Genomic DNA, 19737 nt, shown 5'->3' on the forward strand with positions numbered 1-19737 from the left:
TTTTATCGCCAATGCATTACATGGCGTTAAAGCCCTCTAAGTGACGAAATGGAGATTTTGCCCATTCCCCACTCCTGTAAATTACTAGAGTGAATATCCGGTTGTAATTGTTCTAGTGCTTCCAAGGCTTCACCTACTGAGCTAACCGCCGTTACCTTAGCTCCAGACTCTTCAAGAATGAAGGCAATTAACTCACGCGTATCGGCATTGTCATCTACAAGGAGTATTTGCAAACCGTCGAGCAATGAGAGGTTATCGACTTTTACTTCCCTCTCGTTGATTAGCTGCTTTACTTGCGGTTCTACTAGAGGTAACAGCACTGTAAATGTTGCTCCCTGTCCTTCCCCTTCGCTAACTACGTAGACTGTACCTGAGTGCATTTCTATCAAGTGGTGGACAATAGCTAGCCCCAACCCCAAACCATTTTCTACTCTAGTAGTTGTGCTATCAGCTTGACGGAAACGCTCAAAGATATAAGGTAGAAAGTCAGCACTAATTCCCTTACCTGTATCTGAGACAGTTATCTGCACATTTGAGTTTACCTGTTCCAGACATACTTCAACTCGTCCTCCGCTAGGTGTGAACTTGACGGCATTAGAGAGCAAATTCCAGATGACTTGTTGGAGGCGTTCTGCATCACCCATAACTTGACCAACAGAGGAGTCAAGATTAGACTCAACTTGAATATCCCTAATCTCAGAGGTGGGATGTATAGCTGCAATAGCCGCCTGAATTATCGGTACAAGATCAAGCTTACGGATATTTAAGCGGATTTGACCTTGTACAATCCGTGAAATATCTAGAATATCTTCAATCAGTTTCCTTTGAAGTTTGGCATTCCGCTCAATTGTCTCCAATGCTTTAGAAATAGTTGCTTCGTCCCATTTGCGAGTACGTATTACTTGAACCCAACCCAGCATAGAATTGAGAGGTGTACGAAGTTCGTGAGAAACGATCGCTAAAAACTCTTCCTTAATCCGGTTAGCTTCTTGGGCTTGCTGATAAAGCTGGGCATTTTCAATGGCAAACGCTGCTCGTTGAGCAAGTTCTTCAGCCATTTCTAAGTCTGCAATAGTGTAATATCGTCCTGGTTGTGCAGACGCAAATAGAATTGTCCCCAGCTTGCGTTTATGCACCAACAGTGGTACTACCATCTGAGACTTAATCTGGAGTTGGCGTAGCAGATTTAGATGTTCCTCATTCGAGGCCTTTTTCTCTAATGAAGACTCAAGAATATTTATAAGTAGTTCTGGTTTACCAGTGCGTAAAACCTTCGGTGGGCCATAATCAGCATCAACAGGAATTGGATAGCGTTGTTGCAGTTCTCGGATCAGTTCTTCTTTCGTGGGTTCAGATGCAGCGATGACTGGGTTACTGAAAACTGCCAAATTATTTTCGACGACATCCACAATACACCAATCGGCGAGGGTAGGTAATGCTAATTGGGCGACGCTGGTTAGGGTAGTACGGTAATCCAAAGAAGATACCAATATGCGACTTGCTTCAGCCAAAAAATTAGAGCGCCTCTCTGCCGCTTGGGCTGCAATTCGGGCAGCTTGTTCATTGGCAAATAACTGCTGGCGCTGCGACTCTAAACGCCTGCGCTGGCTAATGTCGCGCATTAACCAGCGCAGGGCAACTGCCTTACCTAACTCGTTACGGACGGTAACTACTGTTAACGCAACATCAAAACAGATTTTTTCTCGTGGTTGTATGCAGACTTCCCATTCCCCACCTCTGTCAAGCTGCTGCAACTGAGTTAGGTAATTAAAAAAAGCTTGATGATCTGGCTTGGCAACGAAAGTTAGCAGCGGTTTGCCAATCAAAAATCGCTGTAAAAGATTGAGTTGTAAGGTAGCAGCATGGTTAGCTTCCAGGATAGTGCCGAATGTATCAGTTACCAAGTAACCATCAGGCGCAAAATCAAATAATTCTTGGTAGCGCTGACGCTCTTTCTCTACTACCATTCGTGTTGCTTGTAGTTCTTCTGAGGCGATTTTCAGTTCTTCTAAAGTAATTTGAAGTTCTTCAAAAGCTTCTGCTGTTAGCTCTTGTTGTGAATAGGGCTGACTTGCAGTACCTTGCAATAATCCCGTCACTCGTGAGCGCAATGTCTCTACTTGTTGACTAAATTCGTCTACATCCATGTTGCTCACTTTGCAAAGACTAAAAAGCGCAGGCCAGAGAAAACATTTAGTCGAGTATAAACCCAAATGTACGCTAAAAGCTGATCTTAAACTATTGCTCAAAAGATAGAGGTTTGTTTCAATAGGGAACGTGGAACAGGGGAATAGACGTGTGCTGAGTTTTTTCACGCAATCAAATACGATTCCTAATATAGGCAAAGTAATCCCAGTCCCCAATACCCAATCCCCCTAAATCTGAAAAAATTGGGCGATCGCGAACGTGATATTTGATATAGGGTGGGCATGATAAATGAACATTGCACATAACCCTAAGAAAATTCTGATGATAAATGCGATCACTAGTCAATTTCACCAACTTATGACTGGGAGAAACAGCCTGATTGGCAGATATGACCGTAAAAACAAAACCAAGGGTTTCTTAGCATTGTATACCTGCATAGGATTAGTAAGCACAATTCTGGCATTGTTGTTAATGGCGTCTCCAGGACAAACCCAAAAACCACAACCACAACAATCATTATTAGTAGCTACACGAGTTATACCGCCTTTTGTGCTGTCAAACAAAGGTGAGCTATCAGGATTCAGTATCGATCTCTGGCACAGCATCGCTAATCAAATAGGTACAGAGTCGAAATTTATTGAATATTCCTCTGTGCCAGAACTGCTTTCTGCTATTAAGGACAAAAAAGCTAACTTGGGGATTGCAGCCATCTCAATTACAGCCGAACGCGAGCAGAATTTTGATTTCTCATTACCTATTTTTGCTGGGGGACTGCAAATTATGGTAAGAAACCCAGAGAAGAATAACAGTGCCTTTCCAAATATTTTGCAATTGTTTTTCTCTGCTAGCCTTTTGCAGGTAATAGGCATTGCCCTAGTGCTAATTGTCGTAGCAGCCCATATTATTTGGTTATCTGAGCGCCACCACAAAGATGGGATGATTTCTCAATCATACTTTCCGGGAATTTTTAAAGCCTGTTGGTGGGCAGCTGCCACATTAGCAACCCAAGCTGATGAAATGCCCAAGGGAGTAATAGGACGTTTAATAGCTGTAATCTGGATGTTTATTGGAGTACTTTTCGTCGCCTACTTTACAGCCAGCGCTACCACATCATTGACACTACAACAGCTTCAGGGTGATATCAGGAGTGTAGACGATTTACCCGGCAAGGTAGTGGCGACAACTGCGGGTAGCACAGCAGCCACATACCTGCGAGAACATCATATTTCAATTTTAGAAGTTCCCAAGATAGAGCAAGCTTACGATGCTCTACAAACAAAAAAGGCTGATGCCGTGGTGTTTGATGCGCCTGTACTTCTCTTCTATACTGCCAATGAAGGTAAGGGGAAGGTACAACTTGTTGGTAGTATCTTGCGTGAAGAAAGCTACGGCATCATTCTGCCTAACAATAGTCCCTACCGCAAACCGATTAATCAAGCCTTGCTGAATCTCAAAGAAAATGGCACTTATCAATCGCTTTATGATAAGTGGTTCGATGCTCAAAAATCTTGAAGAAGATAGCAGAGGAGCAGGGGAGCAGTTGTAGTAAGTCTATTCCCCTCTGCCCCTCTGCCCCTCCGCACCTCTGCCTCTTGTGCCTAATTCTCAATGCCCCATTCCCTACTCCCCACTCCCTTCTTTGGCAAGTTGAGCTTTTGCCTGCTGCCACAATTTTTCTAACTCATTCAAACTGTAATCAGAAAGGGGACGGTCAACAACCGCCTCCATTTTTTCTAATCGCTGGACAAAGCGCTGATTTGTGCCTTGTAAAGCCGTGCTGGGGTCAAGATGATGCCAACGCGCTAGCTGAATCACGGCAAATAGTAAATCACCTAATTCGGCTTCTTGCCGTTCGGGTGTTTCCTCAGCTAAAGCTTGCTGAAACTCTCCCAACTCCTCATGAAACTTATCCCAAACACCCTGAATATTTTCCCATTCAAACCCGATCGCAGCAGCTTTTTGAGAAATCTTCATCGCCGCCGTCAGTGGGGGAAGAGTACGCCCATAACGAGCGAGTTTAGCACTAAATTTTTGCGCCTCTGGAGATGCTTCACCCTTTTCCGCAGCTTTGATTTGTTCCCAATTTTGCCGCACCTCATCCACACTGGCCACCGACACATCACCAAACACATGAGGATGACGGCGAATCAACTTTTGGGAAATTCCCTGAGTGATTTCCTTAAGAGAAAATTGCCCAGATTCACTAGCGATTTGGGCTTGTAATACCACCTGTAATAATAAATCGCCTAACTCCTCTGCGATCGCACCCTGATCCCCACTCTTAATCGCATCCACCACCTCATAAGCTTCCTCAATCACATAAGGAGTCAAGGTTTCGGCAGTTTGCGCCAAATCCCACGGACAACCACCATCAGGCTCACGCAACTTCGCCACCACCTCAATCAACTCCTGCAACGCCGCTAAACTCTCTTCTTGATTTTCCATACCTCTGCGCTTCCCTCAGGGTTCCTTTGCGTTTAAAAAAATTATTTCTTTACTCTCGGCCGACGACTACCTTTCATCACTTTCCGCCTCTTAATTTTGCCACTAGGAAGCAACCCCCGAACCCCCTGTTTTCTTACCCGCTTATAAGCCGAACCCCCCCAATCGCTGAGAGAATGACTCATCGCACCAAGTTCCAACCCCAAAAACAGGGCGATATATTCAGTATCGTATTGCACGAGCGATCGCCCCAAATTTCCTCCCAAATCCTGCCAACTAAAACTCAGATTCCATAACCTTTGAGCGATCGCCAAAACGAAAATTGCCAAAATAGCAAGCAAACATCCCAGATAAAGTATTCGCAAAATCGTGCCAATAATCGGCCCGTGGGATAAAAAAGAACGATGCCGCAGACTTTTTTGATAAGGTAGCCAAATCCAGCGCAAGAAACCCCAGCGTTGGAATTGCACAGAGTAAATATCCAAATCGGGGCCAAACATCAGCCCACCAAAGAGAAACCCGCCTGCAACCAACAAAGTCGCACTGCTACTGCGAGTTTGCCAGAAAGTAACGCCCGCCACCAATGGCAGAGCATACATAGTAATGCGATCGTGCGTTCGACCAGAGGGCATCCTAAATCCTATTAGCGATAGCGGGGCATTGAGCCAGTGCCGAGTAACTGAATACTGAGTCAGTATAAGAGAAAAAAAGATTTTCTTGAAACTACTAGCGTGATGCGAAATCTTTTGCTATATTAGTTAAGGATTAGTCAAACGGGCGGTTAGCTCAGTTGGTAGAGCGCCTGCCTTACAAGCAGGATGTCATCAGTTCGAGTCTGGTACTGCCCATAATTGGAAAAGCCGCCAAGTGGCGGCTTTTTAATTGAAACCATAACTTTGCCATCACGATTCACGGTAGTATTAATATCCTAAATCACCTGAAATTACCCGCAATCACAGAGTAATTTTAGCTCAGGATTAGCACAGTGAAACTGACAATTGAGGTTATCAACGATCGCCTAAAAAAAGCGTTGATTGGCGTAAGAGTTGAGGCTAGGGGCGATCGCTTATCATTACGGGCCACGCTACCACCTAAACCAGGGAGCAATAAAATCAAACCCTATCAGCAGTATTTAGCACTGGGCATTTACGCCAATCCCGCCGGACTGCAACGAGCGGAAGCCGAGGCTAAGATTGTTGGTGGATTGCTGGCACGAGGCGAGTTCGATTGGAGCCGATATTTTATAGATGAACAGGAGAAGGGGATTGGGGAGTGGGCAGAGTGGATAGAAAAGCTACGCAGCGATTACTTTGCCCAAAAAGGTGACACGCCCAACGCACAATTTACTTGGAAGAACGACTATGAAGCGGCCTTTAAAAATTTGAAGGGAGAAGTTGCAATTTCCTCACTTATAGCAGCTGCTACAAACACTACCGCTAATAGCCGCAGCCGCAAGCGGACTTGTGAAAAATTGCAGATATTAGCTGAGTTGGTAGGGATAAAAGTAGACCTCAAACCCTACATTGGTAACTATGGCAACGCCCAAACCAAGCCACGCCAGATACCCACTGATGATGAGATAATTCAGGTGCGATCGCTTTTTGAAAATTCTCCAAGCTGGCTTTGGGCATACAGCGTGATGGCGAATTACGGATTGCGTGATCATGAAATATTTTTTTGTGAAATCTCGCCTATAGCACCCCATGTTTGTCATGTGATTGAAGGGAAAACAGGGGAGCGACTGTGTTACCCATTGCATCCAGAATGGGCAGCACGATGGCAGTTATGGGAAATTAAAAAACCAAATTGCACAGGCAAAATGTACCGAGATTACGGACAACGGGTCAGCCGAACGTTTGACCGCAAAAACGTGCCTTTTAATGCCTACGATTTAAGGCACGCCTATGCGATTCGTGGCAGTGTCCGTCATAAAGTGCCAGTTGCCACTATGGCAGCATGGATGGGGCATAGCCCTAATGTTCACTGGGCGACATACAATCGCTGGATCTCAGAAGTGGAACATGCAAAAGTGTTTGAGGATTTGCAAAGTCGCTCGGTTTGAGGACGTTGCACCCTAGCGCCTCGCCAGTTTCCGAGGTCTGCCAGTTGGCGCATAAGCCGAGGTTTCATCCATCTGAATTGTCATTCCGCCTTGTTCCAGAGCATTAAGAATCTGGCTTACCGTCTGCGGATTGCACTCACAAATATCCGCGATTTCCTCAAATGTCAGGGGATTAATGGAAATAGCATCTAGAATTTTTAGTGCCAATACAGCCGATTTACCTATCTTTAAAAGTTCCAGCAACCACTCTTGCTCAGAATCAGCAAGGGTGCGAAATTTTTCAATTGCTAATGCACCTTCTTTTAGTCTATCGGCTGTTGGTTTGTACATAATAGTTTCACTCCCTAATAGGGATAACACCTTCATCGTTCACTTGCCAAGTTCAATGCCCTCCAAAAATTTTAATTGCTTTGGCGTAACTTGATGATCAAATATTCCAGCCCTAAACCGATCGCGCCACACAACAGCCGGGCAGAAATTAATCCCGGCATTGATGGCACACTGCTCATCTTCGGGGCGATCGCCTACCATCCAGATTTCATCTACATCCTCCCCGCCATCTTCTGCAAATAGTTTCGCCAGCTTTAGCATTCCTGCATCCGGCTTGCGGAATTCTCCTATTAATTGTGCTTCTCTGTCGCTAATTTCATAAGCATCAAGTGATGACACTCGCCAGCAATCGTTACCTTCAAAATCAGGACAGAAATAAATTGCTGTTAGCTGAGGTAACAACTCAAGGGTAAATTGCATCTCAGCAATGGTGTCCTCAATTGTTTTGCGAGGTTTCCCTGTTTCTGGATTGATTGCAGCACATCCACCTTGATTAGAAACTCCCACAATTAACCAATCTAAGTCAGCAAAGTGAGCGATCGCCTTATCCGCCCCCTCAATAATTTTCACATCTTGGGGATGCTGTTTGAATGTGTGCCCTAAAATTGTTTCGGTCAGGGTTCCGTCAATATCGACAAATAAAATATTCATTTGATTGTTGTAACCTCCTTAGTTGACTTCAAATAGTCTAAAAATTGTGTAAGTTGATTGTCACTTAAATGTTGTCGCGATCGCACACCAAATAACTCATCCAGAGCATCCTGGGCTTGCTTAACCGAGATATTTTTCCGTTTCAAGAGCGAATCAATCTCGGCATTGATTAACCCTCTGTCAGGAATTGTTGGCGCGATTGGCGATGCTGGGATTTTTATATTTTCAGGGGCAGAATTGGTTTTAAGTTGTACTGGGGTTGCGTTGGGCTTGTGCAAGGTTTTGGGCTGTGCAGCCTTCATTTGGATTTTATACTGCTCAGATAACCGCCGAACTTCACCACACGCCGCATCATCCAATTCACTCATTCGCTCCCAAAGGTAACGAATAGTGAAAACTTGATCGTCTAAATATCGCCCAACGCCCCATGCCTCGGCCGTATTTTTCAAAGATTCCGCCGCGAGTCTGTCGGCTGCACTACCCCGACTCATTTCTTTACCACTACTACTAGTGATTGAAATAGGGACGCTGGCGATCGCTTCTTTTCGCACCCCTAGTATTGTGATCCCGCAACGACAAATAGCGTCATTTCCCAAATATTGAATTTCTGAATAATCAGATATCCATTCTGGGGCAACTTCATCTAGTTTTTCACGAATAGTTTGCCATTTAAGAAATACCCATTTTTTACCACCTCCAGGCAACTCTCTAAATTCGTGTAGTTTGGCAGGGAAAGGCTTTTTGAGTTCAGCCTGAATCCGACGTAATTCAACTCTTATTTCTGGGCTAATCATAATTCAACAACTTGAATGGGGGCACATTGTACCCCCCAATAAACTACTTATATCGAGTGCCACTTCCGTTTGTTGTGTCAGGGCCGCCATGATTAGGTGGCACATATCCCCCATCATCTTTGGCTGCCACAATACTCACAAGACAATCGTTTCTATGGTCTCTACAACCTCCTCTGTGGGGTTCTTGACCCTGAGCTAAACCTGCAATCGCTGCTATGTACACAGTAATTCCAATATGTGCTATATATTTCATGATTCACTTTTGTAGTAAAGGTGGACGGGTGCGATCGCCGTTCTTGACGGGGCAGGCGATCGCATTTCAAAATCGCATTTCAAATAATTACCAGTTCGCCATTTCTTTATCCATTTGTTCTTCCTGCTGGAGTGCCTTGTTTTTAGCCTCTCCAGAAAGAATTGCTTCTGTGAAATCACTGCCAAATCGGGATTCAAGCCAAACTCTTGCTTGTGCTATTTGCCCTCCCCCGATCCACCCGAATTCATCAGTAAATTTTTCAATTAATTTTTCTGTATCAGTCTGTGGCTCCCGCATTAACGGGATGCCAGACTGCAAAGCTGCTTTTACTGCATCAAGGTGCTTATCCTTAAAGCCCTCTTGTTCGTGACGGTGCAACCAGTGAGGGCAGGTACAAGAATTGGAGTCGGGGTACACCTCGTACCGTTGTCCAGACTTGTGGCTATGAATCGCAAACACGTTCGGGAGTCTGGTTGTAAAAATTTCAAATTCGGGCTTAACTTCGGTCAAGACTTCCTCAACAACGGAAGGTTGGAGCCTCGCAACCGCTAACAAACTTTCTTTGATAGCTGTCACGTAGTCAGCCAGCACAACATCACCGGTGAGGTTAGTTTTGTAGCCATCCTGAACGCTGGTAATTCTCACAAACATTCCGTTCACAATTGATTGCCATCTACCATCAGCGACCTTATCAAACGCGATCGCTTTTTCAGGCTGTGTGCGCTGTTCTTCCACCAGGACAAGAAGTGATTCGTACAAATTAATAACAGCTTCTTGCGGTGTGGCGAACATATCAAAACTCATAGGGTGAGACCAAAAGCAATCCCACCCCATTCTGATTTCGCCCATCAGTGTGTTGTTCTCATCATGCACATCCCACACGACCGCATAATCCCCGCCTACTTGGGCACAACGGAGGAGGAAACAACCAATAAAATAAGTGGTGTCGTCAACCTTGGGTAAATTGGTAGGTTGTTCTTCATCGCTATGAAATAAATAGTCGTCGGTCTGCTCTTCAATTTCAGATTGCGCGGACGCAGGCATCACTTGCTTATCAGCTACGACCAGCGCTTTTTTAGGCTGTGGCTGCGCTGCAAGAATGTCTGTGATGCAATCTTTGATGCTACGACGGCGGGGAATGCAGAGGCGATCGCACTCAGCCCTCAATTCGCTTATGGAAAATTTTTCAAGTTGTTTTCTGGAATGAATTGGCTGTACCATATTTTTTACCTGATGTTTGTACTAAGGTTCCAAACAAGGCGATTGCTGACCGTGGTAAGTGGGCGATCGCCTTTTTGGTGCATAGACAACAGTATATACAATAGCCAGACAAACGTCAAGACAGTGCATAGACAAAACGGCATTGTCTAGGCAGGGGAGCTAGGATAGGCTAATGTATATACATATAGGTAAACAGAAGGAGTCAGGCTTGCGATGGCAGCTCGTGATAGCAATCAGCTAAATATCCGCGTTGAAGAAGAAATAAAAAAAGAATTCATCCAGAAAGCTAAAGCAGATGGTACAAGCGCAACAGAACTGCTCGTTACGTACATGAAGCAATACTTAGGAAAGCAGCCCAAGAGTAGCGAAGAAGAGTGGCTACCCAAGCTGGAAGAAAAGTTGGAAGAGAGATTCGCCAGTTTCGAGAAAGAGATGCTTGCTAGGCTCCAGACAGCCTTGGGGGAATAGAGCGCCTGAGAGAGGAAAACGAATCTCTCAGGCGTTGGCGGCAACAAGTTCTTAATTTAGATCCCAAAAAACAAAGCCCTGCTTCAACAGAAAAGCAGGGCTTTTAATTGCCTATATAATTCCTATACATGCCTTGATGTTTGCCTATGTATGTGTATATACTCTAGGAAAGCGATCGCGTTCCTCTCGCACAGGAAATGATCGCCCCGACTCAGACAGAGACAAAGACATTACCTTTGTCCAATGTCTGCTGCCCACCAAAGCGATAACCCCGGCTAACAGACGTTATCGCACCAACCGCGGACAGCTTTTGTCGTAAGCATTTGCTGTTCGCACCTACCCAAGCCAAAGGAACCTCAACAACGCCCGCTGCCCTGATATCAGTAACCTTTTTAAGGCACAACTGCCCTACAGGATGCCAACGGTCGCTATTGCCTCACCTTGGATAAACCAAATCATCGGAGCTAAAACAAACTCCGATGATTTGACAGAACCTTGAAAACTGAATATTTCGCTCTAGCATTGCTACAAATCGGACAATACTAAGGTGACTCACAAATCGTCTAGTTCTTTTCTGAAAGACTCCAGATCCTCATTTACGTATTGTTCATTTTTTACAGGCTTAGATGCTGATGTTGGATTCAAAAGCTCTGCTTTGAGCCTTTGCAAGCACTCATCCACATCTTCCCCAGTGTCGATCTGAGAAAGTTGATATTCAAGCCCAAAATCATTTTCTATTTCTATCGGCTTGGATACAGGTCTTGTCTGCATCGCGTTCTCCCAAACTTCCCAGTTATCTCTAGGTTGTTGGACTTTTGAGATTAGCGATTTTACATCGGGTGAAGTCGGAGATTTTATCGGGCTGCACAAAACTCGAACAGTCTGATTCTGAAAATCATAGACAACATCAAACACCTTGAACTTACGCCAAGAGTTAGGTTTGCGCGTCTCATCTATTGGTAAAACGAGAGTTTCGCCAATTCGAGGCAGCCACTTACAGCTTGAGAATTCAGCGGCCATTTTGGTAGAGCCATCAGCACTCCAAACAATACGAAGTTTGAATTCTTGAGGGTTGGGAGTCAAAAAAGGTGCATTATTTTTCATCATCTTCCCCCACTAAAAATCAAGGAAAGAAGTCCGATAGCGAAATAACACAAAATAACCGAGCCAATAACGCCAAAAGCAATCTTGAGAGACAGTTCTTTACCAAATTGTGCAAAATCCTTTCTAAACTCACTCATCTCTTGACGCAAAGCTACAAGCTCATCAACGGCTGGGTTTGTCTGCTTAGGTGGAATAGGTGGTTGTATCGGTTTCTTAGTTGGATTATTCATGGCTTTGGAATAGGACTTATAACTAGCAATCCCAAAACCAACTCACGTCTAACCACTTGTTGAAAAATTTTTCAGGAACTACCAGCCACGAGCTTTAATAGCTTGGCAGTAATACTTCATTGCAGTGCTACCAGGGCTATCCCCATGAGCAGGAATTTCCTTATCTTCCTTCTCCTCACTTATTTTCTTCCCGGTATTGCCGTTGTAAACTCTATGCCCGACTATCCACAATCTTTCGTCACCGCATGAAGCATGAAGCATGTGTTCATACATCAAATCATTCTTGAGTTGATAAATCTTAAGAACCTCTCCAAATTTTTTATCTTTTTTCCCCATAGTCTGAGTATCTAACTTAAACGGAACGCCATCACTGTCAGTTCCAACAGTCAAAAACTGTTCAGCGTCTTGAGCCGTTTCGGCAAACGCCAACCCATTGAAATTAAAAAGGGAGATAGCAGCAACAGATAAAACAGCACCCAGCCTTCTGATATTAAACATAGGGGTAGAGGTAAAAATAGCTACCTCATTTCTACGCTTTTGAGACTATTGTCTGTTGCAGCAAAGTTACTGAAAACTCAATGAAGATTGTGCGATCGCGTAACTGATGACTTGGGTGCGATCGCTTTTCAGAGCAATAACAGGAGAAAAACATGATCGATGTCGAAGAACAAAAAACCATTCGCTGGGTCTTGCGGATTTCTCGTGGGGAAGCGCTTGTCCCCTTCGTAAAAGATTTTCTCAATCTGCTGAATCAAGAAGGTTTTTTACTCGAAGACCTACTAGACGCGCTCTCCAAAGTAACCCTGAGTCAGAGAGCAATTCCTAGCTCAGTCGCGCAACACCTAGAAGATGCCGTCACCGAATTGCGAACAGAGGTGAAAAGCTGATTTTTGCACTTGTCCCAAGCATGGACATTTTTACTTGTCCGCGCTTGGGACGAAAAACCTTACAGCTTATAAGTCCTCAAGCATGAGATTAATCAATCTTTTGCGCTGCCCCTTAGTCAGTCTCTTGGCTAATAAAAAAATTTCTTCCGGTGAAATAGGTTGCTCTCCAGAATCGTTTGCAACTTCCTCCCCTTTTAGGTAACTAAGCAATGCATCAACACCACTTAGTCCAGCCTTTTTGGCAATTTTCGCCATGTTCTCCGATGACGGATGTCCATTACCGGACAGCCATTTTTGAACAGTGGAGGAGCTAACGCCCAATTCACGAGCAAGCGAACTTTGGGAGCGATCGCCCATTGCCCGCTTCACAATTTCCTGAAATCGTTCTTCAAATTGATCGCTCATTAAAACCTGTTCAAAAATCTCCATCCACATAATCATAATTCAGCATTTAGCTGATCTCGATATTACGGGTGTCACCTTATTGACTCTTGTGATATAGTTTATGGCAACCACACAAAGAAAATACCACCACAGTAGTAGTAATGGCTAAAAAACCATATACCACCTCAGACGCAATAGCAGAAGAGGTTGCAAGGGTTTCCGAAGAAATGGGCATTCCCGAATCTTCCATAGTTACTTTCGCCCTAAGACAGTTCTTATTGAGCTACAGAAAAGAGCAGTACGAAGCTAGGGAGCGTGGTCTGCCTCCGCAGGAATCGCGCTCTTTGGTGACGGTGTAACGAAACAAGTGCATCTACCACCTATCAACAATGGAGCAACCAGGAAGATACCAAATCACAGAGAGACTTATCCCCGAAAGCCAGATTGAGGCTCTTGTGGAAAAGCTCGTCAAAAAAAAGTTAGCAGAAATGCTAGGGGTCAATGTGTCCCAACCACAACGCCAGTGGTATGACACTGAAGACGCCTACTCAATCCTTGCACTAAACACAACCGAGCAATTGAGGGAGATGGTTAGAAGTGGATTATTGAGAATTGGGTATGAGGTGCGTGATGTGCGATCGCCCTCTTCTCAAATCCCCCGCTATCAGTTTCACATCGAAAAATGTGAAGCGAGATTACTGCAAAGCCCCGAAAAACGACGGAGCAAAAAAATCGCGTAGTTTTGACGAACTAACGCGATTAAAAAATACTAAATTCAATTTCAATAATTAAGTATGACACAAATAGCCAGAAATTTAAAGGGCTGGAATCCCTACGAAATAACAATTCCCGATAATTTCAGTGTTGATGAAAATATCGTCTTAAAAGTGATAACTGGCTTTCAAGCTGATGGTATTATTCCCGACATTGTTATTAATAATTCAGGAGAATTAATTGAAGGCATTGAAAGCCTAGAAGCTGCTAAAAGGCTGGAACAGCAGATGGTAATGGTGGTAATTGCACCATCAACTAAGCCACAAATAAGTATTGAATGGATACCAATAGAATTACTTGATCCACATCCAATAAATTCTCAAATATATGGAGAAAATGAGGATGTGACTGCTCTTGCTGAGTCGATCGCCAAAAATGGATTGCAAGAAATTTTCACTCTTTCACCTAATGGCAATCGCTTTCGAGTAATCCACGGACATAGACGGCGGTTAGCGTGCCAAAAAGTCGGGATTAAAACAGTTCCATCGATTGTGAAAAATTTTTCAACAACCGAGGATGAACTTGCGGCGTTGCTCTCTGGCAACGAATATCGGGAAAAAAGTATAGAGCAAAAATCCAGAGAATATCTAGTGTGGCTAGAGATAGAGAAAGAGCGGGCCAAATCCCGCCAGGGACGCCCTGGCGAGGGGGAAGGCACAGTTAGGGACATTATTGCCAAGCGTGTCGGTTTGGGTAGCGGAGTTAACGCCGAACACGCAATGGCGTGCGTAAAAGCGCTAGATGAAACCGCTGATGCACCTCTTGGAAGCGTGCGACACAAACAACACGAACAATTAAAACAACTGCTCTCACGTACTAGGGGCGTGGATACGGCTTACAAGCTAGTCAAACCAGAACCACCATCCAATCAAACCTCTCAACAGCGCTGGATACCCAAAGAATTTGAGCGAGTAAAAATCATCAATGGGCCCCACAAAGGCAAAAATGCAACCGTGAGAGTGATAACGGGTATCTCCGCCGTTTGTCACATCGAGGGCGAATCAGAACACAAAAGGCATCAAGTAGCCTTCAATCAGATGGAAGCGTTGCCGACCCAGCCCACATCTGTGACTCAAGAGTTGAACCAGAAGCAGAAAGAGATGGGGTTAGGTGGTAGGCGATCGCAATTACTCCCGGAGGTTTCCCGAAATGAAGGGCCGCCAGTCGAGCAGCAATCCTCTTCAATCACTAATCTCAATACAACTGGCGATGTGTTGGTGACTGAGGTGGCGATCACACTTCTCAAACTTTCTTCCAAGCAGATGTATGAGGTGATGTGCAAAGTAGAGCCTCAACTCAGCGCCGCCCATTTAGAGGCTATTTGGAAGGCTCTAGAGAAGTCTTTGGCGCACAAGGCGGCGTGATGAAAAATACTCTCAGCACCATTAAATTGTCGGCAGCGGATTACATCAGAATCATCGTGGGCAAGCCGATTCTGATTAGCACGACTGACTTGATACTGGGTCGAGAATACAAGCTTGTTAATACGACCACAAAAACTTACATGACTCGCTATTTGAACTCAATTCTTGGAGATTGGAGCTACTGGAGATGAGCTATTGGAGAGAAAGAGCGGCATCGGCAATTGAACAGGCGATATCTACTATCAATGTGAACTTGGAGAATTTATCAGAACAGGATAAACAGCAGCTAAAGTGCGTGATCGATGCAGCTTATCCTTTCAGGACACGGAAAAATCACCCCTATCAAATCTGGCTTGACGAACGGCAGAAAGCTTTTGAGAGGCTTGGGATAATTAATGAAAGATTGCGACGAAAGAGTACTGCTTCAAGCATTGCTATCGCCCGTGACTTAACAGTTCCAGGACAACAATCTTTATTTTAATGAGCAACAGACCTGATTCACCCTGGCACTATGCGATCGCTTTTTATGCCTTATCAAGGGCACATGGAAAGCTACACAGATTGATTAGATTTGTTGGCAGAACCGATTCCTTTCAAAAATCGGAATCTGATAATCAATTCATCAAGGAAACTCTTGATGATATTGAGGGCGAACTCGATTCTGTGCGTCAGAGCATCAATGAACAACCTGATGAGTCCAACTCAGATGAAGGCTAAATTTTCAATCGTCTTTCCAAAAAAATAGGTTTCCTGTAGACAACATTATCCACGAGAAAACCAAATCAACATATCTAATAATAACATGAGCGTACGAGTTTATAGACATCGAACTCTGGTATTTATTGAAAAACAAATATTTGAGATGGGGCTAAGTCCTATTGAATTTAGAGTTTATTGCCAGTTATTGTATCTTACTCAAGAAGGGATTGAAGAAGAAGATGAGGTGGCTTCTAAGTGTTATATATCAAGCGAAGAGCTTGAAGCAGCTTATCAAAATTTAGAGTTCTTGAACTTAATAGAAAGAATTGAAGAGACGATCACTTTAATCGATCTACCCCAGGAGGAGCATGAGACTCAAATTGAAATTACTTCCCAACCAACCTTCGTAAAAGACCACACCAGATACAAAGATATTCCGCTTTATCAGCCATCTGTTTACGTTATCAAGTCGGACTTAAATGGTTTGACGAAAATAGGAATTACAGCAAGCCCAAAAAATAGGATAAAGAGCATCGTTAACAAGCATCATTTTGATGTAGAAGTGTTAGCAATTATCAGATGCCGCATCCCTAAAGATTTAGAAAAATTTCTGCACTCAAAATTTAAACACAGACAGGTAATTTTTGCACGGGAGCAAGAGTGGTTTGATTTGTCCTCTGAAGACATAGAAGAAATTAGCACATTAGCACAATCCATTGCTTTACGTGAGGTGTGCAATGAGTACTAAACAGCACGGCTATGCAGACAGCAGAACACTACCTATTTTTATTGATAGAGAACTGGATGATTTTGGATTAGATCCTTATCAATTTCGCATTTACGCCAGAATTGCTCGCAGGGCAGGAGAAAAAGGAGCTTACGAGTCTATCAAGAATATGGCGATTGGCTGTCAGATGTCAGAAGGCAAGGTTAAGACTTCTCTCAAGCTACTAATCGAATGCGGACTTGTTACCAAAGAATCTTGTGCTGGAGGTACTTCGATCTATCGCCTAACGGACAAGTCTGAATGGATCAAATCAAGCAAAGATTTGCGTAGTAAGCGTGGACACAGCACAACCCAGGACGTAACGGATCTACCCACCCAGGACGCAACGGATCTACCCCCAGGACGCAACGTGTCTACCCCCCAGGACGCAACGTGTCCACAAAGGTACTCCATTGAAGTTACTCCAGTTAAAGGTACTCCAATTGAAGAAGATCCCCCTATAGTCCCCCAAAATTTTTTGCAGACAGAGGGGGGAGGAGATTTTGATTTGGGAATCGAATCGATTGAAGAACCCAGTTCGCAGATTGTCGCCACGCTGCCAAGCAATTTAGAGTCTAAGCAACAAAGCAACATACCCTCATCTAAAGCAATTATTCCGGCGCATGAGAATAATTATCAAAATCAAAAATTGAACCCAATCCAGCAAGCTTTTGAAGATTCAGGCAAAATCTTGAGTTACGGAATTGAGTACAAAACTTGGATACAGGCAGAGATTGGCGATGTGATTAAGCATTATCGCCAAAGTGGTAGAGCCTTAACTGTAAGCCCAAACGACATTGACCCAGATTTTAAAAGTTTTACAGCTGCTAATGCCAATGGTGGAAAGGGGCTGAAATTGGCAGCAGCCCAAGGGTGGATAGTGAACTGCGAAAAAGACCCGCTTCGATGGGGAGAGCTAAGAGACTTAGTTGCTGAATGGATATTGGCAAAGACTACAGGCGATCGCCACACCAATATTGCCCAACAAATCAATCAATCATCAAGATCGCCGGTTGTTTTGAATTTGAACTACTAGGGAGTTACAAATGCTGGACTATCAAGACTTCAAGGATTCCGTATCTGAACTGCAAAGCTTTTATGGTGGCAATATCCTCAATAACGGGATATTGGAAGCTGCATGGTATGAAACACTCAAACACTTGTCTTTGCCCCGATTGCAGAATGGTATCGCCCGTTGCTTCAAAAAACATCCAAGAGCATATAAATTTTTCCCTTCATCTGGACAGATTTTAGAATTTGCCCAAGGTGAATACAGACCGCCTGGAGAGTGTGTAATGGGTAATTTCTCTCTACCCGTTTTACCTTCTCACGAAGACAGGCTAACACCTGAGCAGATAGCTGAGTTATCCAAGCGTGGGCGGTTGGTGGCAAGAATAATTTTAAACTGCACAGGCTATATGACCTCTGAGCGCAAAGAGACACTCATTGAACAGTTTAAAACCACGCCAACTCATGAGCTTGAACGTATTGCTTCTACGAGTGAACGCACACGAAAAAACGGAAGTACTATCAACAATATTGCAGATATTCTTGAAAGAATGGAGCAAAATTTTGAAGCCGAGTCGGCGGATGAATCCTACAAAAATTCTAAAGCGATCGCCCGTCAATGGTTGGAGGAACAAGCATGAAAGCCATCACAGTCAAGCCTCAATCATGACCACCACTGCACCCAATCTCGGCAAATTATTCACCAGTTGCACCAAGCGCCCAGCTACCACAGAAGATATCGCTCTACTTGCTCCTGGCGACTGGATTAGTGAGAGGGAGTGTCCCTGGTCTTGGCAGTTTAAAAACTCTTGCCAGGACATGGCAATAGGTGTGTGGGAAGGTAAAGAGTTTTTTGTGCCACACCACCTGCTGATGGTATGCGAAATCATTGAGGGAGAGGCTCTTGAAAAATTTTTCAAGAAGCCCGAACCAAAGTTTAAGGTAGGCGATCGCGTTCGCATCTTAAAAACCAGAACTCAAAACCTCAGTCAGTGGATAGGTAAGACTGCACTTGTTACAGGCATTAACGGCGAAACTCTTAGCGTAGCAGCTGGTGAGGGTAGGGAGAAAAAGCATCTTACTCTCAAAAAAGGGTGGTACGAGATTGCACCCCTAGAATTAGCTGAAAACGAGCGTACACAGCAATTTAAGGTAGGTGATCGCGTCGAATGGAGAGATGCCCCCGAATCTATCTATCAGGTTATAAAACCAGAGCGCGGGGGACACGTAACAATTGAACTGGTTAAATCCAGCATTAAACCCAAACCTCCACAGAGAACACGAGTACCACTGTGGGAAATTCAATTTTCTTCACAAAGACCCTCCATTGGCACGGATTTGGGTTTTAAAGTAGGCGATCGCGTCGTCTCCAAACACCCTCTCTGCCTTGGGCAAGTTTTTGAAATCGCAAAATATCCAAACGTATACGCCAATGGCTCAGTTAGTTATGAATCACTAGTGACTACTACAGACTTGGTGCTTGGCACCGATCAAGTGAGTTTAGTCGAAAACAATCAAGGCATTAAAATAGGTGATCGCTTTGCTGTCACCCCAGGCGTTACTAATGAATGCGAAATTATTGATATCGTAGGCGATAAATATCGCGTTCGCTGGAGCTTGAAGGGCGATGAGATGGAAGTGGACGCGGTATTTTTGGCGAGATTGAAGTCGGTACAGCCGGACTTGGAACCTGAAAAACTTTTCACAAACGAAAGCGAGACTAGTGGTAATAACTGGAATCCCAAACACTTCGGATCAACGCCGCATCAAATCGAAGAGGATGGGCAGACGACCATTTTCTACGACACTGCCGACGAACCGCCTGATCCAGACGATTTTAAGACTGTAAAAGAATTTGAGGAAGCTTGGAAACAATGGGAACTACGCGATGTTCCCAGTAATTTCAAATTCGCCTACAAGCAATTGCGTCAAAAAGGGATAAATCATCAGCAGGCGATCACGATACTAAAAGTTTAAATGCTAATTATTTGTCTGCTCATGTTCTTTGATTAGTTGATCAACACAATTTCTTAAACGTTCCTGCCAATTAGGGACGTTTTTCAATAGCTCCTTTTTACGTTTTGTGGTCTTAAAGCTGATATTTGCGGTCAAAGCTTCATTGCCCTTTGGCTCAAAACCTAGATTGTTATTT

General features: G+C 44.1%; 26 protein-coding genes and 1 tRNA gene. 14 read left to right on the forward strand and 13 right to left on the reverse strand.

Features of this window, described 5'->3' with window-relative positions:
* Positions 1-26 precede the first annotated feature (26 nt).
* Positions 27-2147 (reverse strand): PAS domain-containing hybrid sensor histidine kinase/response regulator, encoded by a 2121-nt coding sequence (locus tag V7L31_RS20825; RefSeq protein WP_334698014.1) that lies wholly within the window; start codon positions 2145-2147, stop codon positions 27-29.
* Between the two features lie 322 nt (positions 2148-2469).
* Between V7L31_RS20825 and V7L31_RS20830 the strand changes: the two genes are divergently transcribed.
* The gene (locus V7L31_RS20830; RefSeq protein ID WP_334698060.1) at positions 2470-3660 is read left to right on the forward strand and encodes a transporter substrate-binding domain-containing protein; all 1191 of its coding nucleotides are present in this window, start codon (positions 2470-2472) and stop codon (positions 3658-3660) included.
* 108 nt (positions 3661-3768) lie between these two features.
* Here V7L31_RS20830 and mazG read toward each other — a convergent pair whose 3' ends face one another.
* Positions 3769-4593 carry a nucleoside triphosphate pyrophosphohydrolase gene (gene mazG, locus V7L31_RS20835; RefSeq protein ID WP_334698015.1) on the reverse strand — a complete coding sequence of 275 codons (825 nt, stop codon included), beginning with the start codon at positions 4591-4593 and terminating at the stop codon, positions 3769-3771.
* A 41-nt stretch (positions 4594-4634) separates the two neighbouring features.
* The gene (locus V7L31_RS20840; protein WP_334698016.1) at positions 4635-5222 is read right to left on the reverse strand and encodes a metal-binding protein; all 588 of its coding nucleotides are present in this window, start codon (positions 5220-5222) and stop codon (positions 4635-4637) included.
* A gap of 143 nt (positions 5223-5365) precedes the next feature.
* Here V7L31_RS20840 and V7L31_RS20845 point away from each other — a divergent pair.
* Together V7L31_RS20845 and V7L31_RS20850 are read left to right on the forward strand one after the other, a co-directional pair.
* A tRNA-Val gene (locus tag V7L31_RS20845) sits at positions 5366-5438 on the forward strand.
* Positions 5439-5575: 137 nt separating this feature from the next.
* Positions 5576-6652 (forward strand): integrase, encoded by a 1077-nt coding sequence (locus V7L31_RS20850; RefSeq protein ID WP_334698017.1) that lies wholly within the window; start codon positions 5576-5578, stop codon positions 6650-6652.
* 12 nt (positions 6653-6664) lie between these two features.
* Here V7L31_RS20850 and V7L31_RS20855 read toward each other — a convergent pair whose 3' ends face one another.
* The 5 genes from V7L31_RS20855 to V7L31_RS20875 all read right to left on the reverse strand — a co-directional run bounded on the left by V7L31_RS20855 (position 6665) and on the right by V7L31_RS20875 (position 9901).
* Complete coding sequence (locus V7L31_RS20855; RefSeq protein WP_334698018.1) at positions 6665-6982, reverse strand: ArsR family transcriptional regulator; 318 nt, start codon at positions 6980-6982, stop codon at positions 6665-6667.
* A gap of 39 nt (positions 6983-7021) precedes the next feature.
* Positions 7022-7633 carry an HAD hydrolase-like protein gene (locus tag V7L31_RS20860; protein ID WP_334698019.1) on the reverse strand — a complete coding sequence of 204 codons (612 nt, stop codon included), beginning with the start codon at positions 7631-7633 and terminating at the stop codon, positions 7022-7024.
* A complete protein-coding gene (locus tag V7L31_RS20865) occupies positions 7630-8427 on the reverse strand; it encodes a hypothetical protein (RefSeq protein ID WP_334698020.1) in 798 nt (265 codons plus the stop codon). Before V7L31_RS20865 ends, V7L31_RS20860 begins: the two co-directional genes overlap by 4 nt.
* Before the next feature lie 43 nt (positions 8428-8470).
* Positions 8471-8680: a hypothetical protein gene (locus V7L31_RS20870; RefSeq protein WP_334698021.1), complete on the reverse strand. Its 210-nt coding sequence runs from the start codon at positions 8678-8680 to the stop codon at positions 8471-8473.
* 87 nt (positions 8681-8767) lie between these two features.
* The gene (locus tag V7L31_RS20875) at positions 8768-9901 is read right to left on the reverse strand and encodes a hypothetical protein (protein ID WP_334698022.1); all 1134 of its coding nucleotides are present in this window, start codon (positions 9899-9901) and stop codon (positions 8768-8770) included.
* 213 nt (positions 9902-10114) lie between these two features.
* On the opposite strand from V7L31_RS20875, the gene V7L31_RS20880 reads away from it, so the two are divergent.
* Positions 10115-10369: a hypothetical protein gene (locus tag V7L31_RS20880; protein WP_334698023.1), complete on the forward strand. Its 255-nt coding sequence runs from the start codon at positions 10115-10117 to the stop codon at positions 10367-10369.
* A gap of 552 nt (positions 10370-10921) precedes the next feature.
* Here the strand turns inward: V7L31_RS20880 and V7L31_RS20885 are convergent.
* The 4 genes from V7L31_RS20885 to V7L31_RS20900 all read right to left on the reverse strand — a co-directional run bounded on the left by V7L31_RS20885 (position 10922) and on the right by V7L31_RS20900 (position 12355).
* Positions 10922-11476 (reverse strand): hypothetical protein, encoded by a 555-nt coding sequence (locus V7L31_RS20885; RefSeq protein ID WP_334698024.1) that lies wholly within the window; start codon positions 11474-11476, stop codon positions 10922-10924.
* The gene (locus V7L31_RS20890; protein ID WP_334698025.1) at positions 11473-11703 is read right to left on the reverse strand and encodes a hypothetical protein; all 231 of its coding nucleotides are present in this window, start codon (positions 11701-11703) and stop codon (positions 11473-11475) included. Before V7L31_RS20890 ends, V7L31_RS20885 begins: the two co-directional genes overlap by 4 nt.
* A 78-nt stretch (positions 11704-11781) precedes the next feature.
* A complete protein-coding gene (locus V7L31_RS20895; protein ID WP_334698026.1) occupies positions 11782-12201 on the reverse strand; it encodes a hypothetical protein in 420 nt (139 codons plus the stop codon).
* Positions 12202-12232: 31 nt separating this feature from the next.
* Positions 12233-12355, reverse strand: a complete 123-nt coding sequence (locus V7L31_RS20900; RefSeq protein WP_334698027.1) for a hypothetical protein — start codon at positions 12353-12355, stop codon at positions 12233-12235.
* Here V7L31_RS20900 and V7L31_RS20905 point away from each other — a divergent pair.
* Entirely contained in the window at positions 12354-12590 is a 237-nt protein-coding gene (locus V7L31_RS20905; RefSeq protein ID WP_334698028.1) for a hypothetical protein, read from the forward strand. The two genes, V7L31_RS20900 and V7L31_RS20905, sit on opposite strands and share 2 nt — an antisense overlap.
* A gap of 66 nt (positions 12591-12656) precedes the next feature.
* On the opposite strand, the gene V7L31_RS20910 is transcribed toward V7L31_RS20905, so the two are convergent.
* Complete coding sequence (locus V7L31_RS20910) at positions 12657-13031, reverse strand: helix-turn-helix transcriptional regulator (RefSeq protein WP_334698029.1); 375 nt, start codon at positions 13029-13031, stop codon at positions 12657-12659.
* A 104-nt stretch (positions 13032-13135) separates the two neighbouring features.
* Here V7L31_RS20910 and V7L31_RS20915 point away from each other — a divergent pair, with 104 nt between their 5' ends.
* The 9 genes from V7L31_RS20915 (at position 13136) to V7L31_RS20955 (ending at position 19562) form a co-directional block, all read left to right on the forward strand.
* Entirely contained in the window at positions 13136-13333 is a 198-nt protein-coding gene (locus V7L31_RS20915) for a hypothetical protein (RefSeq protein ID WP_334698030.1), read from the forward strand.
* A gap of 30 nt (positions 13334-13363) precedes the next feature.
* The gene (locus tag V7L31_RS20920; RefSeq protein WP_334698031.1) at positions 13364-13714 is read left to right on the forward strand and encodes a hypothetical protein; all 351 of its coding nucleotides are present in this window, start codon (positions 13364-13366) and stop codon (positions 13712-13714) included.
* 54 nt (positions 13715-13768) lie between these two features.
* Positions 13769-15112: a ParB/RepB/Spo0J family partition protein gene (locus V7L31_RS20925; RefSeq protein WP_334698032.1), complete on the forward strand. Its 1344-nt coding sequence runs from the start codon at positions 13769-13771 to the stop codon at positions 15110-15112.
* Positions 15113-15299: 187 nt separating this feature from the next.
* Positions 15300-15593, forward strand: a complete 294-nt coding sequence (locus V7L31_RS20930) for a hypothetical protein (RefSeq protein ID WP_334698033.1) — start codon at positions 15300-15302, stop codon at positions 15591-15593.
* Positions 15593-15829 carry a hypothetical protein gene (locus V7L31_RS20935; RefSeq protein WP_334698034.1) on the forward strand — a complete coding sequence of 79 codons (237 nt, stop codon included), beginning with the start codon at positions 15593-15595 and terminating at the stop codon, positions 15827-15829. Before V7L31_RS20930 ends, V7L31_RS20935 begins: the two co-directional genes overlap by 1 nt.
* A gap of 85 nt (positions 15830-15914) precedes the next feature.
* Complete coding sequence (locus V7L31_RS20940; protein WP_334698035.1) at positions 15915-16559, forward strand: GIY-YIG nuclease family protein; 645 nt, start codon at positions 15915-15917, stop codon at positions 16557-16559.
* Positions 16549-17613, forward strand: coding sequence for a hypothetical protein (locus tag V7L31_RS20945; protein ID WP_334698036.1), 1065 nt, complete (start codon positions 16549-16551; stop codon positions 17611-17613). Before V7L31_RS20940 ends, V7L31_RS20945 begins: the two co-directional genes overlap by 11 nt.
* A 10-nt stretch (positions 17614-17623) precedes the next feature.
* Positions 17624-18226: a hypothetical protein gene (locus V7L31_RS20950; protein WP_334698037.1), complete on the forward strand. Its 603-nt coding sequence runs from the start codon at positions 17624-17626 to the stop codon at positions 18224-18226.
* The gene (locus V7L31_RS20955; RefSeq protein ID WP_334698038.1) at positions 18150-19562 is read left to right on the forward strand and encodes a hypothetical protein; all 1413 of its coding nucleotides are present in this window, start codon (positions 18150-18152) and stop codon (positions 19560-19562) included. The genes V7L31_RS20950 and V7L31_RS20955 overlap by 77 nt, the downstream gene beginning before the upstream one ends.
* The last annotated feature ends 175 nt before the right edge of the window (positions 19563-19737 follow it).

Source organism: Nostoc sp. (genome assembly GCF_036916655.1).
Classification (GTDB): Bacteria; Cyanobacteriota; Cyanobacteriia; order Cyanobacteriales; family Nostocaceae; genus Nostoc.

What these genes read in the sequence shown, in the direction of transcription:
- V7L31_RS20890 (WP_334698025.1), bottom strand. Translation starts at nt 11,703, where the DNA reads ATGAATAATCCAACTAAGAAACCGATACAACCACCTATTCCACCTAAG.
- V7L31_RS20880 (WP_334698023.1), top strand. Translation starts at nt 10,115, where the DNA reads ATGGCAGCTCGTGATAGCAATCAGCTAAATATCCGCGTTGAAGAAGAA.
- V7L31_RS20950 (WP_334698037.1), top strand. Translation starts at nt 17,624, where the DNA reads ATGCTGGACTATCAAGACTTCAAGGATTCCGTATCTGAACTGCAAAGC.
- mazG (WP_334698015.1), bottom strand. Translation starts at nt 4,593, where the DNA reads ATGGAAAATCAAGAAGAGAGTTTAGCGGCGTTGCAGGAGTTGATTGAG.
- V7L31_RS20895 (WP_334698026.1), bottom strand. Translation starts at nt 12,201, where the DNA reads ATGTTTAATATCAGAAGGCTGGGTGCTGTTTTATCTGTTGCTGCTATC.
- V7L31_RS20825 (WP_334698014.1), bottom strand. Translation starts at nt 2,147, where the DNA reads ATGGATGTAGACGAATTTAGTCAACAAGTAGAGACATTGCGCTCACGA.
- V7L31_RS20920 (WP_334698031.1), top strand. Translation starts at nt 13,364, where the DNA reads ATGGAGCAACCAGGAAGATACCAAATCACAGAGAGACTTATCCCCGAA.
- V7L31_RS20860 (WP_334698019.1), bottom strand. Translation starts at nt 7,633, where the DNA reads ATGAATATTTTATTTGTCGATATTGACGGAACCCTGACCGAAACAATT.
- V7L31_RS20930 (WP_334698033.1), top strand. Translation starts at nt 15,300, where the DNA reads ATGAGCTATTGGAGAGAAAGAGCGGCATCGGCAATTGAACAGGCGATA.
- V7L31_RS20940 (WP_334698035.1), top strand. Translation starts at nt 15,915, where the DNA reads ATGAGCGTACGAGTTTATAGACATCGAACTCTGGTATTTATTGAAAAA.
- V7L31_RS20855 (WP_334698018.1), bottom strand. Translation starts at nt 6,982, where the DNA reads ATGTACAAACCAACAGCCGATAGACTAAAAGAAGGTGCATTAGCAATT.
- V7L31_RS20875 (WP_334698022.1), bottom strand. Translation starts at nt 9,901, where the DNA reads ATGGTACAGCCAATTCATTCCAGAAAACAACTTGAAAAATTTTCCATA.
- V7L31_RS20925 (WP_334698032.1), top strand. Translation starts at nt 13,769, where the DNA reads ATGACACAAATAGCCAGAAATTTAAAGGGCTGGAATCCCTACGAAATA.
- V7L31_RS20870 (WP_334698021.1), bottom strand. Translation starts at nt 8,680, where the DNA reads ATGAAATATATAGCACATATTGGAATTACTGTGTACATAGCAGCGATT.
- V7L31_RS20865 (WP_334698020.1), bottom strand. Translation starts at nt 8,427, where the DNA reads ATGATTAGCCCAGAAATAAGAGTTGAATTACGTCGGATTCAGGCTGAA.
- V7L31_RS20830 (WP_334698060.1), top strand. Translation starts at nt 2,470, where the DNA reads ATGATAAATGCGATCACTAGTCAATTTCACCAACTTATGACTGGGAGA.
- V7L31_RS20840 (WP_334698016.1), bottom strand. Translation starts at nt 5,222, where the DNA reads ATGCCCTCTGGTCGAACGCACGATCGCATTACTATGTATGCTCTGCCA.
- V7L31_RS20915 (WP_334698030.1), top strand. Translation starts at nt 13,136, where the DNA reads ATGGCTAAAAAACCATATACCACCTCAGACGCAATAGCAGAAGAGGTT.
- V7L31_RS20900 (WP_334698027.1), bottom strand. Translation starts at nt 12,355, where the DNA reads ATGTTTTTCTCCTGTTATTGCTCTGAAAAGCGATCGCACCCAAGTCAT.
- V7L31_RS20905 (WP_334698028.1), top strand. Translation starts at nt 12,354, where the DNA reads ATGATCGATGTCGAAGAACAAAAAACCATTCGCTGGGTCTTGCGGATT.
- V7L31_RS20935 (WP_334698034.1), top strand. Translation starts at nt 15,593, where the DNA reads ATGAGCAACAGACCTGATTCACCCTGGCACTATGCGATCGCTTTTTAT.
- V7L31_RS20945 (WP_334698036.1), top strand. Translation starts at nt 16,549, where the DNA reads ATGAGTACTAAACAGCACGGCTATGCAGACAGCAGAACACTACCTATT.
- V7L31_RS20910 (WP_334698029.1), bottom strand. Translation starts at nt 13,031, where the DNA reads ATGATTATGTGGATGGAGATTTTTGAACAGGTTTTAATGAGCGATCAA.
- V7L31_RS20885 (WP_334698024.1), bottom strand. Translation starts at nt 11,476, where the DNA reads ATGATGAAAAATAATGCACCTTTTTTGACTCCCAACCCTCAAGAATTC.